Consider the following 14,429-nt stretch of genomic DNA (forward strand, 5'->3'; position numbering starts at 1 on the left):
GTTGGCGTATGGATGAAGTTAGTTTCTCCAATCGATGCTTACTGGAATGTTTCAGCCCTTTGTGTTGTGCGAAAAATAGGCAGCCAATATACTAAGACTTTCCTCCCGTAATATCCCAGCTGTGATATCAGGCTTATGGTGAGAATTTTCAAATACAATTTGAGAGCAAGGACTTCCCTGCTCGCCCAATATACTGCACAACTCCATGTTGCTCGCGCTATAAACCAGTCGCCCCACATTTGTCCAAACCATCGCACCGCTGCACATATAACAAGGCTCACAGCTCGAATATAAGGTGTATTCATGCAAATCCGTAATGTGGGTTTCTTCGCAAAATCGCCGCAGCAGCCCAGCCTCTGCATGGAAAGTTGGGTCGGTTGCTGAATAAATTTGATTTTCATTTGTGAATACAATTTCCCCGTCTTTAACGAGTATGGCTCCAAAAGGTTCGTTTCCGTGCTCAACCGCAAGCTTAGAAAGCTTAATTGCTTCTCTCATAAAAAGCTCGTCTTGACTCATATTCATTTCTCCTTTTATGTGGCGTTCCATCACAATATAATCTTTGCCGCTTTTACTGAAGGTGGCGTCCGTTTTAGAAAGCCCGAATTTCTCATAAAACGTTGCTTTATCCATTCTTGCATTGCAATATATCCGTTTAACGCCTAGGCGCTCTGATTCACTGAGTGCGTAATTCAGAAGTTTGCTTCCATAGCCTTTATTTTGATGACGGGATAGAGTAGCAAATTTTCTAAACTGAGCCTGAACGCCATGAATAAAAATGGACACCACTGAGACCAGTTCTTCCTCTTCAAAAAGTCCATAGTGAGTGCCCTCGCCATCCTCTTTAAGCTTTATAAAATCAAAATCCTTATCCGGCCACATGACCTGATGACGCAATTGCCAAGCTTGCTCCTTCTCTATGATTCTAATTTCCAAGTTAAATCAAACCTTTCATTGAGCTCAAATACTATCTATTTTAACACATACAAACCATAAAAAAATAAGGAGCCTTCTTGGCCCCCCGCGTAATACTTAATTTATATGCCAATCCTCTTATCCGACAATTTCAATGATTTTAATATCATCAAACTTGCTAAGATCAATAAACTCGTGGTTTTCAAGCGCTATAAATGGTCGAGTCGGGTAGTTATAGTTGTTCAGCAAAATAGTTCCTCGTCTGTTGTCCGATAAAACAACCTCACAACCGATTTGGGTGGAGAGCAGCATATCCAGCAGCGTGAGCCCAATTACCGAATCAAAGCGATTTAAAATAATTTGTTGATGAATTTCTTCGATGGCTTCAAAAAATTGCAGCGCAGCCCTATAAGGTCTTTCTGAGATGATAGCCATATAGAAATCTGTCAAACCTACAATTTTGCTAAAACGATCCAGCTCATCCCCCTTCAGAGCACTTGGATAACCGCTGCCGTCCTCTCGTTCATGATGCTGAAGAGCGACCAGAGCAACCCGAGGTTCAACGTCCGATTGGAGTAGTAGCTCGTTTCCGAGAATGGTATGCTGCTTTAAAATCGCGTATTCATGAGTGTCTAACCTTGACTGTTTGGAAACGATTGCAGTTGGCAGCTTAACCAGTCCAATATCATAGAGACTCGCCGCAGTTGTAAGCATATCCAATTCGTTTTCTTTCAAACCAAGCCGCTTACCTAAGGAGGTCGCAATAACGGCCGTTCCTATACATTGCCTGTACCTGTAATCGTCCTGTTCCTTAAGCTCGGAAAATAACTGAAATAGATTATATCGCTTCGCTATTTCCTTTATAAAGGGAAGAACTTCCCGTTCAAGCTCCTCGACAGGAACAATTCCGTTTTGACGAACGAACTGATCCATATCGTTAAAATGCTGCTTAGCCCTTTCATATGAATCTCGGAAGGAGGGCTTTTGTTTCGGTGTATGATCAGAAATTTCCTGATTCAGCTCAGAAGCATTCGCATCGATAGTTGTGACTTCCCCGATTTGGATCTTAAATTTAGCAAGTCTCTCGGTGTGACTTTTTAGAAGAATAGTTCCCTTTCTGATTAAAAGCGTTCCCTTTGTATCGCGGATGCTTTTCGTTAGTATTTTACCGATTAATTGTTCATAATCTTTAACTAACAATGATAGTTCCTCCCTAAGTGGATTACCTATTCTCTAATATGGATTCCTGAATACAGGATAAAAAAATATTCGGAAATATATCTGGAATACATTAGAAAAATAATGAAAATGATCTTTAAGGATTATTTTTCTAAAATTAATCATTAGTTAGATCATGACTTTATAATCATACCCGTATTTATCCTTCTAGGTATTAAGACCCGATTCATAAATTAGAAAGCCTCTTAGTAAGTATGATTTCCAGAGGCTCATCTTCAAGTATTAAGCACCCTGAATCTCGATAACCTAATTTTCTATAAAAATGCTGAGCCTCTTCATTTGCTAAAGTAGAGGTCATAACCAAGTTAAAACGGAGCTTCTTCATTTCATCCTCCCAAAAAAGAACGGCTTTCTTCCCTAATCCTTTACTTCGATAGGTATCATCGATCCAAATCATATTCAAAAAAGGCGTGTTGTCCCAAAAATAGCTGTGCCGCATCCACCCAACGATACGATATTCTTCATTCTGCAAAATGTAGATCTCATTCCCTCTAATTTTCGGTAAGATTAAGTTTTCTGAGATGTGATGGTCATGTTTTCTAATATATTCGAAGTGCGAATCATTTGCAGCAATAATCCTCATTATAATTACTCCTCTAAACTATTTAATTACATTATTATACACCTGTTCACTTCCCTAGAGGACATCATATTAATTTTCTGCTCAAATAAAAAAGCTCCTGCTCAGACTACGGGCAGAAGCTTTAATACCATATTCTTGATCATTTGTTCTGTGGTGCATTCGTCAGCCAATCAGCCAATTCTTCTGTCTGCATTAATATCGACAGCGGGTCAATAAAATAAGAGCGAATGTTAGACCAGGCATAAAGTCTGCCATTTTTGACTGCTTCCAGCCGTCCCCAGATTGGATCCTCGCGAAGCTCCTCCAATGACCTCTCCGTAGTCAGGATGATATAGTCCCCGGCATATTGCTCCAATACTTCCATTGAAATATCCTTGTATTTATCTTCCTTAACTGCTTCATCATAGGCTGGGGGCGATACCCGTCCTAGATTCTCATAAATAACTTTTCCCCCACGGCCAAACTCACTGCCATAAATACTTAATGTTTTGTCTGTCTCCTGCATGATACTAAAGGTTGCATCTGCGGGTATCACTGCTTGGACCTTGGCACTCGCAGCCGCGATTCGCGCATTATAATCGGCTATCCATGAAGAGGCCTCCTCGTCCCGCCCAAGCAGATCTCCAAAGAACTTAACTTCCTCCTCAATGGATGTGAAGTTTCCATAGGGAATGGCAATCGTTGGAGCAATTTTACTGTACTTTTTATATTCTTCCTCCTCCGAGGTCATGACGACAATCAGATCAGGATTAAGCTCAATCAGCTTTTCAAAGGAAACATCACTGCCGGAAGAACCGACAATCTCAATATTGTCCGTTAAACCGTTGAAATACGGATTATCCATAATGCGTGTTGTAGAGGCGATTGGATTAGCCTTCACGGCTAGCAGACTGCTCAAATATTGAATCGCCACAATGCGTTCAGGCTTTTTGGAAACTTCCACTTCGCCGAAGGCGGTATTCACGATCTTGGTGTCTGTTATTGGCGTCGCTTTCTGAGTTAGTGCTGAAGAATTAGAGCCAGCAGCGGCGGTTTCCGATGGGGACTGCAGATTCGTATTTCCCCCTCCGCAAGCTGTAATCAATAAGGCCATACAGATAAGAAGTGCTGCCATCATATTTTTTCTGGATGTTCGGTACATGTAAGACTCTCCCTTTTCTTTATAGTGATAACAATTATCATTATCACTATAGCATGGAGCGATGGACTCTGACATGGATAATCCCCACTTTTTATATGGATTAAACCGAACACCCTCCTTATCCGACAGCTTTTTTTTGAAATGGCTGGGAGAAAGGCCAACGTTCTTTTTGAAAATGCGGTTGAAATAAAACACATCCTCATAACCTACACTCTGGGCAATGTCACCAATCGAAGCATCTGTGTTTTGCAGCATATGACATGCTTTTTCAATACGAAGCCCTATTAGATAATCAATCGGACTGTGCATCGTCAATTCCTTGAATCTGCGGGCCAAATATTGGGGATTGTAGCCAAACCTCTTCCCTAGCAGCTCCAGCGTCAATGGCTCATCCACATGCTCATGCATATACTGAGCTACTTGCTTAACAACCTCTGTAGGAAGCAGGTCCATTCCTAGCTGCTGCTTTTGCTGAAGCATTTCCAGAATAAATGGAAAGAAGAGTGTTTTCGCTAAAAATTTTTCTTTCTCCGTCGATCGATTCCATGCAGCCTCCATCCGCTGTAGAATCTGATAAAGCCCTATAGGCTGCGCGGGAGCAAAAGCAAATATTTGCTGAAACGGCGGGATTCCTCCCTTGTCCAGAAAATGCCTTCGGCGCAGCGGAAACTCGCCACGATAAAGCACCATATAATATTCCAAATATTCCGCTGCTTCAATATCCAGCCGCATTCCCTTGCAGCCATGCAGACAATGAAAATGTTCAACAGGATGAATAATTCCATCCATCCGTATCGTTGCTTTGCCTTTGTATAGAAATATAAAAGCACTTGCAGGCAAACGGTAGCCTATGCTGGACTCTCCCTCAGAAAGAGCATGCAGACGGATGTCAGCCAGTTCAATATGTAGGTGATTCCAAAGCTTGTACTCTTCTTGCTGCTTCATCCTATGACAAATACTCCTTCCGTAATCGCTTATTGATGCACGTTCTCTTTAGAAATAGACACTGGCTTCTATATTAACTTGGATGGCTGAGACTTGCATACCTGCCCTGAGTATAGCAGTTTCAGCAAGTCTCTTAAAGACTTCGCTCATATACTGTTATTCGACTACATTATTTAATAAAAATCTTCATTAATTTATTATAGATTGGATTAATCATATAACCGGTTGGATTAATCGAATACCTTTTGCCTCTATTCAGCTGGTTGATCTGTTCCAATTCATCGCTAGTAAGCTCAAAATCAAATATCTCGCTATTTTCTTTCATTCTTTTAGGGCTCGATGATTTTGGAATGAAAATAATGCCTCGCTCCAAGTGCCAACGTAAAATGACTTGCGCCACTGTTTTATGATGATAAGACGCAATTTTTTTTAACCCCGGATGCTCCAATAACGCTTTATTCCCTTGCCCTAGCGGCCCCCATGCCTCATGCAAAATCTGATGTTCATTAAGATATTGGTGCAGGTCATTTTGCGCAAACTCGGGATGCGTCTCAATCTGATTGATCATCGGCGGGATTGTGGCATGCTTCATTAAATGCTCCAGATGCTGAATCTCAAAATTTGCAACGCCAATCACTTTGATTTTCCCTTCGGAGTACAGATCTTCCATTGCTCGCCACGCTTCCAAATAATTTGGTGCAGCAAAATGAATCAAATACATATCCAGGTAAGCTACATTCAGCTTTTTGCAAGTTTGTTCAAAAGCCTTTATGGTCGCTTCATAACCAAGATCCGTATTCCACACTTTAGACGTGATAAAAAAAGCCTCGCGAGGCAGCCCGCTTTTCTGAATCTCTCTTCCTAAAGCTTGCTCATTGCCGTAAATTTTAGCGGTATCAAAATGCCGATATCCGATTCGAATAGCCTCGCTGATCGCCATCTCAAATTCTCGTTCTTTCGTTATTTTGTATACCCCAAACCCCAATTGCGGAATTTCAACGCCATTGCTCGCTTTTACTGCTCTATTTTCAAAAGTCATGTTATTGCCCCTTTCGGTTGTTTAAAATTAAAAGAGAGGAATGTAATATATTAAATATTCATTATATCTAGTTATCTCAAAAAAAGAGAAGGCAACCGTCGTTTAGTTCAAAAAGTCGGTTAACCTCACTTCTTTCAAATGATTGTGCATAGACATCTCAACGGTTTGTAGACTAAAGGCTATCTTTTGTTTGACTGCGTCGACTTCTTTTCCTTGCAGTGTGGTATCGGTATGGAGCTTGAACAGCGCTTTGCCAGGTTCGACTGCTAGAAAAACATCCAATAACGTAATTTCTGCTAGCGGCCTTGCCAGCAGTATGCCTCCCTTCGCTCCTTCTTTTGCAACCGTCAGCCTAGCATTATTCAGATTCCTGATGACCTTAACCGTTGTCGGAACCGGAATATTTAATTGCTCAGAAATCACTTTAGTGGACAAAAAATTAGAGCAGTTCTCCTCCGCAATGCTGTGAATATAGAGCAATATGGCAATTCCTTGTGATAGAGCTGTTGAGTATGACATTTTTAACTCATCCTAACTATTCAGCGATCTGATCATACTATATATCATTTATATTTAGTTTTCAATAAAACTTTTTAAGCAATTGAAGTTAAAGATGCGGAAGCAGCGGGCTATCGAGAAAATATCCTTACACAGACCACAGCTAGGGCTGTCTAATATTCAGCCCATTACTCCTCATTAATCCCTGTTATCACAATAGTAGGCTGCGTCTCTATGGAGACATTGCCTGCCAAAGCTCTGGAGATCATACAGGACTCTTCTGCCCGATGTGCCAGACGCTCGGCTTTCGTCCGCTCAGCCTCTGATGCATCCGCTTTGAGCACAATTCGCGGTTTGTGTATTATCCGTTCGTACGTAAATACATTATTCGTTACATCGACAATTGCTTCAGACTCCAGAGCCAGCTCCTGCGGTGTAAGATCCGAACGCTCGAGCATCGCTGCTAAGGTAATCAGATAACAGGTCGCTGCTGCCCCCAAAAGCATTTCGTCAGGGTTGGTACCTGTTCCTGGCCCTCCCATCTCCTGTGGAATCGAAATAATCGTTTTTAATCCGCCGGCATCGATATGTCCTTCACTGTTACGCCCGCCATTCCATACCGCTTTCAGATAAAAAGGATGTTTCATCTCCCTCATTCCTTTCAATATCTTCAATTCAATCTCGGATACATGGGTTAGATTGTTATTTCCATTCCATCCTATCATAACGCTCCCTGAGGTATAATTTCAAAACAGCGCAAAAAAGGCCGCCTCTATGAAGGCAGCCCTGTATTCCTGTTTTTCTGTTTTACCATCTAAAACACTTTCGTCGTCCAATTTTCGCAGTTCCACGTATCCGTCACAATATCGCGATAAAATTCGGGTTCATGGGAAATCAGCAAAATGCTTCCCTTATAGGCTTTAAGCGCACGCTGCAGCTCATCTTTGGCATCCACGTCGAGATGGTTCGTAGGCTCGTCGAGCACGAGCAAATTCGTCTCATGGTTGATCAGCTTGCACAAGCGGACTTTCGCTTTCTCTCCGCCGCTTAGCACCACGATTTTGCTCTCGATATGCTTCGTTGTCAGACCGCATTTGGCAAGAGCCGCCCGAATTTCAAACTGTGTAAAGGAAGGGAACTCGCTCCAAACCTCTTCAATACAGGTGTTGTTGTTCGTTTCCTTCATTTCCTGCTCGAAATAGCCGATTTCCAGCAGATCCCCTAGCCTTGCTGAACCTGAAATAGCCGGTATTTGGCCGAGGATGCTGCGCAGCAGCGTTGTTTTACCAATCCCGTTTGAACCGACCAACGCTATTTTTTGTCCTCTTTCCATGCTTAAATTCAAAGGCTTCGACAGTGGTGAATCGTAGCCGATGACGAGATCCTTCGTTTCAAAAATCACCTTGCCGGAAGTGCGCGCCGGCTTGAAGTTGAACTGCGGCTTCGGTTTTTCCCTAGCGAGTTCGATAACGTCCATCTTATCCAGCTTCTTCTGACGGGACATCGCCATATTACGCGTAGCCACGCTGGCCTTGTTGCGTGCAACAAAGTCCTTCAATTCCGAAATTTCCTGCTGCTGCCGCTTAAAGGCGGATTCAAGCTGTTGCTTTTTCGCCTCGTACACCTGCTGGAAATACTCATAATCCCCCACATAGCGCGACAGCGACTGATTTTCCATATGGTAAATCAGGTTAATGACGCTGTTCAAGAACGGAATATCATGCGAGATTAAAATAAAGGCATTTTCGTATTCCTGTAAATATCGGGTAAGCCATACGATATGCTGCTCGTCGAGATAGTTGGTAGGCTCGTCAAGCAATAGGATATCCGGTTTCTCTAGCAGCAATTTGGCGAGCAGTACCTTGGTACGCTGACCTCCGCTGAGATCATGAACATCCTTGTCTAAACCGATATCAGTAAGTCCAAGCCCGCGAGCCGTTTCATCGATTTTGGCGTCGATCATATAAAAATCCTGATTCGTTAGCGTGTCCTGAATCGTTCCGACATCCTCCAGCAGCTGCTCCAGCTCCTCCGGAGAGACATCACCCATTCTCCCGTACATATCGTTCATTTCCTGCTCCATATCGAACAGATATTGGAACGCACCGCGCAAAACATCGCGCATCGACTGTCCCTTTGACAGCACAGCGTGCTGATCCAGATAGCCCGTCCGCACGCGTCTTGCCCACTCAACTTTACCATCGTCCGGCTGAAGCTTGCCTGTGATAATGTTCATGAAGGTGGACTTCCCTTCACCGTTGGCCCCTATTAGACCGATATGTTCGCCCTTTAGAAGGCGGAAGGATACATCGCTGAAAATTGCCCGGTCTCCGAAACCGTGACTCAGCCGCTCTACATTTAATATGCTCATGAATAACACCTATTCCTTTATTAAAGTATTCTCGTCAAATTATAAAGGTTATAGCGCCACAACTCCATACCGATTTTAAAAATAATATAGAATCTGGGCCAAGGTGAAACGGCTTTCGCCGTCCTCTGGCGGCGCGGCGCGTTTCATTCCGAGAAATATAGAGAAAGGATGGAAAAATCATATACTTTCCTATATTTTAAAAAAACCAGAACCGCACACGCACGGTTCTTGTTTCTACCCGTCAAACACCCATTATTCCCCAATAAAACTCTCCACAACAAACGCCAACTGAGCGTCCAAAGACACAGGGTCGCTGAACATAAAGCCTCTGCCTTTTTCGCGGAAAACGCGATTGTTTTTGACTGCGTCCAGTTGCTCCCACATGCTGCCTTCAAAAACAGCCTCTGGATTGTCCTTGCCTGTCCACTCGTTAATAAAAATATAATCTCCTGCATATTCGGGCAGCAGCTCCAAAGACAGCTTCGCCCAGCCTGTACCGCTGTCGATCGCTTCCTTCTGAATAATGGGCGGCGCCTTCAACTGGAATTCCCCATAAATAATTTCGCCGCCTCTTCCCAGCTTATTGCCGTAAGCATAAAACTCTTTAGCACTGCCAGAGTCAAAGATAGCAACGGTTTTGTCACCCACAGCCGCTTGCACCTTCGGTTTGTAATCGGCTATCTTTTTATCCCAAGCCGTAATCCAGGCATTAGCCTGATCCTCCCGGCCCGTCATTTTCCCGAATTCCAGCAGCTGCTGCCTTACAGGCACGCCATAATCGACAACTACCGTCGGAGCAATCTGGTTCAGCTGCTCGAGAACAGCCGGGTCATTCCATACGATAATGAGATCAGGCTGCAGCTCCAAAATCTTTTCATACGCGATGCCATCGCCTATACTTTCGACCCCATCCAGCTTTCCTTCCGTATAGCTGTTGAAAGCTTCTTCCCCCGCACCAACCGGCTTAATGCCGAGCGCCAGCAAATGGCCAACAAAGGCGCCCGCTATGATAACGATACGCTGCGGATTTTTGGGAATTTTAACTTCGCCATTCACTGCCGAATAAGTCACCATTTCCGCTGCGCTCGCTGCACCACCGTTTGATGCTGAGGCCTGCACTTGAGCGTTTCCATCTGCCGTTGCTGCTGGTGCAGGTGACGCAACTGATCCATTATTGGAGCTGCCTGCTCCTGAGCAAGCGCTAAGTAGCAGCGTAAGACATAATAGTAAAGTGACCCCCATAGCTGATTTGTTTCTGTACATCGATAAATCTCCCTCTCTTTTATATCGATAATGATTCTCATATCCTCTACCAATATAACGTTGCAGCCTGCGCGGGAATAGGGACGATCCAACCCTAATGATAGGATAATCGAACCCTGCTTTCTTTGCTTTATCCTGATCCTTAAATTGCTTGGGAGTCATTCCGGTATATTTTTTGAAAATCCTCGTGAAATAGGATACATCTTCATAACCTACACTGGCAGAAGCCTCTTGCACGGTCATATCTGTTTTGCGCAGGTATTCCATGGCTTTGTTAATACGCTCTTTTATCACATAATCAATCATGCTTATGCCCGTTTCCTGTCTAAATTGTCTGGATACATAGGGGACGCTGTAGTGAAAAATCTGCGCAATTGATTCCCGGGTTAAAGGCTCCCTGTAATGCTCCTGAATATAACGAATGACCTGGGCTGCGAGATTAGGTCTTTTCATGCCAATTTGCTGCTGCTCCAGCTGCCATAGCAGTTCATAAACAAATTGATAAAACAACGTTTTAACATGAAATTTTTCTAACGTGCGCGAGCTCTGCCATTCTTTCAGCATATTATCCACCTTGTCAAATAAAACAGCAGAACGCAGTGGAGCCAAACTATATTGCAGTTGAAACGGATTATACCGCTCCATGAGATGCAGGATTTCCCGCCTGCCAGTCGATGGAATCGTTGCTCTATAAAAGATCAAATAATATTCAAACTCCGCTTCCGTTGGAAAAATATCCAGACAGGTTCCTTTTCCACCGTGCCATAAATGGAATCGCTTCGCGGAATGTTCGATCCCGTCCAGCAGCACCTGAGCCTCGCCGCGAATGGCATATAGGAAGACACTTGACGGAAATAGGTACGACCGCAATTCCTCGCCATGCATCATGGTGAAGTGCCTTACGTCAATAACCTTGATAGCAGCAGCATTCCATAGCTGGATATGCTCTTCCTCATTGATCGTGACAGTCAAGTGATAAGCCCCTTTTTATGTAGAATCTTATGCCGCATTTTTAATTATTGAGAACTATTATCAACAACGAAAATTATAATTCATTTATCCGCAAACCTCAATGGATTTGGCTGGGTGCAAACGAAAAAAGACCCCCTATCTCCTTGTCATTTCGTTATCTTGCTATTCCATTCCAAATTACACACAAATACCCCCGCTCACGGTTATACTAATCTTAGAGGTGAACGAGCATGTCCAATGAATGGAAAGCGAATCTGGATCAGATTCCTCGCAGTCTGCGCGATAAGGACGAGCCAATCCTTCCCGCACCTGTATCTGAAGAACAATGGCGAGCCATTGTAGGCAATGACCCTTCATATGACGGTCAATTTTATTACGCGGTCAAAACGACGGGCATCTTTTGCCGGCCATCCTGCAAATCTAGACCACCCAATAGAGAGAATATCGGATTTTTCCGAACCGCTGAACAAGCGCTGGCTGCCCAATTTCGTCCCTGCAAACGATGTAAACCGACTGGGCAACGATTGCCTGATGAAGAATGGATCGCGATGGTGACCGAATATATAGATCGAAACTACAAGGAAAAGCTAACGCTGGCTGCGCTTGCAGCCATTTGTCATGGCACGCCGTATCATTTGCACCGAACCTTCAAAAAAGTAACGGGCAAAACTCCCGTCGACTATATCCAGCAAATAAGAATCGAAAAGGCTAAGGCGATGCTTCTATCTTCTCCTGTATCCATTGCAGAAGCAGGCGAATGTGTCGGCTTGTCCAATACGCCATATTTTATTACCCTGTTCAAGCAGAAAACCGGATATACACCCGAAAGCTATCGACAGCAGCATAGCAAAGATGACATAACATAAATAAAGGAGATCATCCAAAATGACGAATTCAATTAATAGGGCCATATACTGGTCGCTGTTTAGTTATGAAAATTGGAATATGTACGTCGCTGCTACCGACGAAGGGCTTTGCTTTGTCGGTTCACAAAACCAGCCATTTGAAGAGTTGGCGAAATGGGCTGCATCGCGGTTTTCACATAGCCCTTTGATCCAAGATGATGAAAAGCTGCTTCCGTATAAGGCTGAGCTAGCCCAATATTTGCAAGGAACGCTTGAAAACTTTACAGTTCCTACCGTATTTCAAGGAACGCCTTTTCAAGAGGCCGTATGGCAGGCTCTTTGCAGCATTCCATATGGGCATACCTGGTCCTATTCAGATATTGCCAACCATATTCAAAAGCCTGCAGCGGTTCGAGCAGTTGGTGCGGCCATTGGCGCAAATCCAGTGCTCATTACCGTTCCGTGCCATCGCGTAATCGGCAAAAACGGGGCACTCACGGGCTATCGTGGTGGATTAGTGATGAAAACAAGATTACTGGAGCTGGAGGGTCTCCGCATCAATGGGAAAAAGAACATTCGACATGGCACAATATCGTTTTAGAAATGAGGTGTTAATTATGACAAAATGCCCATATTGCGATATCTCAAACAATGGAGATAAACACGAAATAATAATTAAAAATGATAGCTGTACCTACTCTCTTTTAGAAAATCAAGAAATAAGAGGTGCCGGAATCATTGTACCGCATATACACAGGGAGTCGGTATTTGATTTATCGGAAGAAGAATGGAATGCTACATATCACTTGCTTATCAAGGTAAAGCAGTATGTGGACCAAAATTATTCACCTGATGGGTACAATATCGGATGGAATTGTGGAGATGTCGGTGGTCAACATATTTTTCATGCTCATCTACACGTTATTCCTCGTTATTCCAATGAGAAGATGGCTGGAAAAGGGATTAGGTACTTATTTAAAAATAATCAGATAATCGATTAAGCTAAAACTCACCCTCTCATGTATATTGCCGGCACCCCTAAGCACTGCTCATAGTTCCATAACATCGCTTGTTATGCGAGATCTGTTCGTCTCAACCAGCTTNGATTATGCTGAAAACAAAATGGATGTCCAAAGGGCTGGCCTTTGTCTAAGAAAACTTGTCCATCACTTTTACCTTTTGAAATATCCAGGCCAATGACTGGATTCATGAAAAACTCACCCTCTCATGTATATTGCCGGCACCCCTAAGCACTGCTCATAGTTCCATAACATCGCTTGTTATGCGAGATCTGTTCGTCTCAACCAGCTTAAACATGGTTTCTATAAGTAGGGGGGCGATCAGTTTTAGCGACGGGTTACGGACCCAGGGGAACGACCGATCTGCCCCGGCTACTGACAAATACACCACCAAAATAAAAAGTGGTCAACCAGTAATAACTGGCTGACCTCATAATACGATGGGACCCAGGGGAACGACCGATCTGCCCCGGCTACTGACAAATACACCACCAAAATAAAAAGTGGTCAACCAGTAATAACTGGCTGACCTCATAATACGACAGGTAACGATAGTTTAGCGACCCCGTTGAGGTGTTTGCGAAGTTCGCAAGGAGCATGAACTGATAAAAAATAGGTCTTGTTTTCAAGGAGGTAAATCATGGATTACACTTCACTAATTGAAGCGGCGTTAATGGAGAAGCGGTGGCCTAAAAATACCATAGCAGCTGGTCGGCGTCATTCTGTTGGTCTTAAATCGGACGGCATGGTGACGGCTGTGGGCGATAATAAATATGGCCAATGTGATGTGAGCAGCTGGCGCGATATGGTGGCGGTTGCGGCGGGTAATGTGCATATGGCAACGAACACGGGTAATGCTCATACCATCGGGCTTATATCGGACGGCACGGTGACAGCTGTAGGTTGGAATAAGCATGACCAATGCGATGTAAATGACTGGCGCGATATTGTAGCGGTAGCAGCGGGTTGGCGTCGTACCATTGGGCTTAAATTGGATGGCACGGTGGTGGCCGTGGGTCGAAATAATGAAGGCCAATGCAATATAAGCGGCTGGCGGGATATGGTGGCGCTAGCGGCGGGTGACTGGCATACTGTCGGGCTTAAGTCAGATGGCACGGTGGTGGCCGTGGGTAATAATCGATATGACCAATGTAATGTAAGCGGCTGGCGCGACATAGTGGTGACGGCAGCGGGTTACCTTCATACCGTTGGGCTTAAATCGGATGGCACGGTGGCAGCTGTGGGTTGGAATAAGCATGACCAATGCGATGTGAGCGGCTGGCACAGTATGGTCGCGATTGCGACGGGGAGTAATCATACAATCGGGCTTAAATCGGACGGCACAGTGGCGGCTGTGGGTTGGAATGAGCATGGCCAATGCAATGTAAGTGGCTGGCGGGATATAGTGGCGGTTGCGGCAGGTTGCGCTCATACTCTTGGCCTTAAATCGGATGGCACAGTTGTAGCTGTGGGTGATAATGAATACGGCCAGTGCGATGTAAGCGGCTGGCATGGAATCCAACTTCCCGGCAATTAGTTGAACAGAATAAGGTGCAGTTACTAAGGTAGCTGCACCTTATTTCTATTAAGCTATCGAGA

At 44.1% G+C, this 14,429-nt stretch carries 13 protein-coding genes; 4 read left to right on the forward strand and 9 right to left on the reverse strand.

All coding sequences use genetic code 11. The annotated features are described in order from the left end of the window. Nucleotides 1-51: 51 nt before the first annotated feature. The 9 genes from ASF12_RS36255 to ASF12_RS00450 all read right to left on the reverse strand — a co-directional run bounded on the left by ASF12_RS36255 (nucleotide 52) and on the right by ASF12_RS00450 (nucleotide 10,966). Nucleotides 52-936, reverse strand: a complete 885-nt coding sequence (locus ASF12_RS36255; RefSeq protein ID WP_327204884.1) for a GNAT family N-acetyltransferase — start codon at nucleotides 934-936, stop codon at nucleotides 52-54. A 117-nt stretch (nucleotides 937-1,053) separates the two neighbouring features. Further along, nucleotides 1,054-2,115: an HD-GYP domain-containing protein gene (locus ASF12_RS00415; protein ID WP_056028257.1), complete on the reverse strand. Its 1,062-nt coding sequence runs from the start codon at nucleotides 2,113-2,115 to the stop codon at nucleotides 1,054-1,056. A gap of 205 nt (nucleotides 2,116-2,320) precedes the next feature. Beyond that, entirely contained in the window at nucleotides 2,321-2,737 is a 417-nt protein-coding gene (locus tag ASF12_RS00420) for a GNAT family N-acetyltransferase (RefSeq protein ID WP_056028259.1), read from the reverse strand. Nucleotides 2,738-2,876: 139 nt separating this feature from the next. After that, nucleotides 2,877-4,823 (reverse strand): AraC family transcriptional regulator, encoded by a 1,947-nt coding sequence (locus ASF12_RS00425; RefSeq protein WP_056028261.1) that lies wholly within the window; start codon nucleotides 4,821-4,823, stop codon nucleotides 2,877-2,879. 169 nt (nucleotides 4,824-4,992) lie between these two features. Continuing rightward, complete coding sequence (locus tag ASF12_RS00430) at nucleotides 4,993-5,862, reverse strand: aldo/keto reductase (RefSeq protein ID WP_056028264.1); 870 nt, start codon at nucleotides 5,860-5,862, stop codon at nucleotides 4,993-4,995. A gap of 102 nt (nucleotides 5,863-5,964) precedes the next feature. Beyond that, complete coding sequence (locus ASF12_RS00435; RefSeq protein ID WP_056028266.1) at nucleotides 5,965-6,381, reverse strand: RrF2 family transcriptional regulator; 417 nt, start codon at nucleotides 6,379-6,381, stop codon at nucleotides 5,965-5,967. A gap of 167 nt (nucleotides 6,382-6,548) precedes the next feature. Further along, nucleotides 6,549-7,007: an OsmC family protein gene (locus ASF12_RS00440; RefSeq protein WP_056032597.1), complete on the reverse strand. Its 459-nt coding sequence runs from the start codon at nucleotides 7,005-7,007 to the stop codon at nucleotides 6,549-6,551. A gap of 167 nt (nucleotides 7,008-7,174) precedes the next feature. After that, nucleotides 7,175-8,731, reverse strand: coding sequence for an ABC-F family ATP-binding cassette domain-containing protein (locus ASF12_RS00445; protein ID WP_056028269.1), 1,557 nt, complete (start codon nucleotides 8,729-8,731; stop codon nucleotides 7,175-7,177). 252 nt (nucleotides 8,732-8,983) lie between these two features. Further along, a complete protein-coding gene (locus ASF12_RS00450; protein WP_056028272.1) occupies nucleotides 8,984-10,966 on the reverse strand; it encodes an AraC family transcriptional regulator in 1,983 nt (660 codons plus the stop codon). Between the two features lie 230 nt (nucleotides 10,967-11,196). On the opposite strand from ASF12_RS00450, the gene ASF12_RS00455 reads away from it, so the two are divergent. The 4 genes from ASF12_RS00455 (at nucleotide 11,197) to ASF12_RS00470 (ending at nucleotide 14,367) form a co-directional block, all read left to right on the forward strand. Then, nucleotides 11,197-11,832: a bifunctional transcriptional activator/DNA repair enzyme AdaA gene (locus tag ASF12_RS00455; RefSeq protein ID WP_081418546.1), complete on the forward strand. Its 636-nt coding sequence runs from the start codon at nucleotides 11,197-11,199 to the stop codon at nucleotides 11,830-11,832. A 19-nt stretch (nucleotides 11,833-11,851) separates the two neighbouring features. Next, complete coding sequence (locus tag ASF12_RS00460; protein ID WP_056028275.1) at nucleotides 11,852-12,412, forward strand: methylated-DNA--[protein]-cysteine S-methyltransferase; 561 nt, start codon at nucleotides 11,852-11,854, stop codon at nucleotides 12,410-12,412. After that, the gene (locus tag ASF12_RS00465) at nucleotides 12,372-12,812 is read left to right on the forward strand and encodes an HIT family protein (RefSeq protein ID WP_327204885.1); all 441 of its coding nucleotides are present in this window, start codon (nucleotides 12,372-12,374) and stop codon (nucleotides 12,810-12,812) included. The genes ASF12_RS00460 and ASF12_RS00465 overlap by 41 nt, the downstream gene beginning before the upstream one ends. Before the next feature lie 658 nt (nucleotides 12,813-13,470). Next, complete coding sequence (locus ASF12_RS00470; protein ID WP_056028278.1) at nucleotides 13,471-14,367, forward strand: RCC1 domain-containing protein; 897 nt, start codon at nucleotides 13,471-13,473, stop codon at nucleotides 14,365-14,367. Nucleotides 14,368-14,429 lie beyond the last annotated feature (62 nt).

Origin of the sequence: Paenibacillus sp. Leaf72, from assembly GCF_001422685.1 — a bacterium.
In the GTDB taxonomy this organism is placed as follows: Bacteria; Bacillota; Bacilli; order Paenibacillales; family Paenibacillaceae; genus Pristimantibacillus.

Coding starts and splice junctions, on each gene's coding strand:
- ASF12_RS00425 (WP_056028261.1), bottom strand. CDS start 4,823: ATGAAGCAGCAAGAAGAGTACAAGCTTTGGAATCACCTACATATTGAA.
- ASF12_RS00465 (WP_327204885.1), top strand. CDS start 12,372: ATGGGAAAAAGAACATTCGACATGGCACAATATCGTTTTAGAAATGAG.
- ASF12_RS00420 (WP_056028259.1), bottom strand. CDS start 2,737: ATGAGGATTATTGCTGCAAATGATTCGCACTTCGAATATATTAGAAAA.
- ASF12_RS00470 (WP_056028278.1), top strand. CDS start 13,471: ATGGATTACACTTCACTAATTGAAGCGGCGTTAATGGAGAAGCGGTGG.
- ASF12_RS00440 (WP_056032597.1), bottom strand. CDS start 7,007: ATGAAACATCCTTTTTATCTGAAAGCGGTATGGAATGGCGGGCGTAAC.
- ASF12_RS00430 (WP_056028264.1), bottom strand. CDS start 5,862: ATGACTTTTGAAAATAGAGCAGTAAAAGCGAGCAATGGCGTTGAAATT.
- ASF12_RS00460 (WP_056028275.1), top strand. CDS start 11,852: ATGACGAATTCAATTAATAGGGCCATATACTGGTCGCTGTTTAGTTAT.
- ASF12_RS00445 (WP_056028269.1), bottom strand. CDS start 8,731: ATGAGCATATTAAATGTAGAGCGGCTGAGTCACGGTTTCGGAGACCGG.
- ASF12_RS00455 (WP_081418546.1), top strand. CDS start 11,197: ATGTCCAATGAATGGAAAGCGAATCTGGATCAGATTCCTCGCAGTCTG.
- ASF12_RS00435 (WP_056028266.1), bottom strand. CDS start 6,381: ATGTCATACTCAACAGCTCTATCACAAGGAATTGCCATATTGCTCTAT.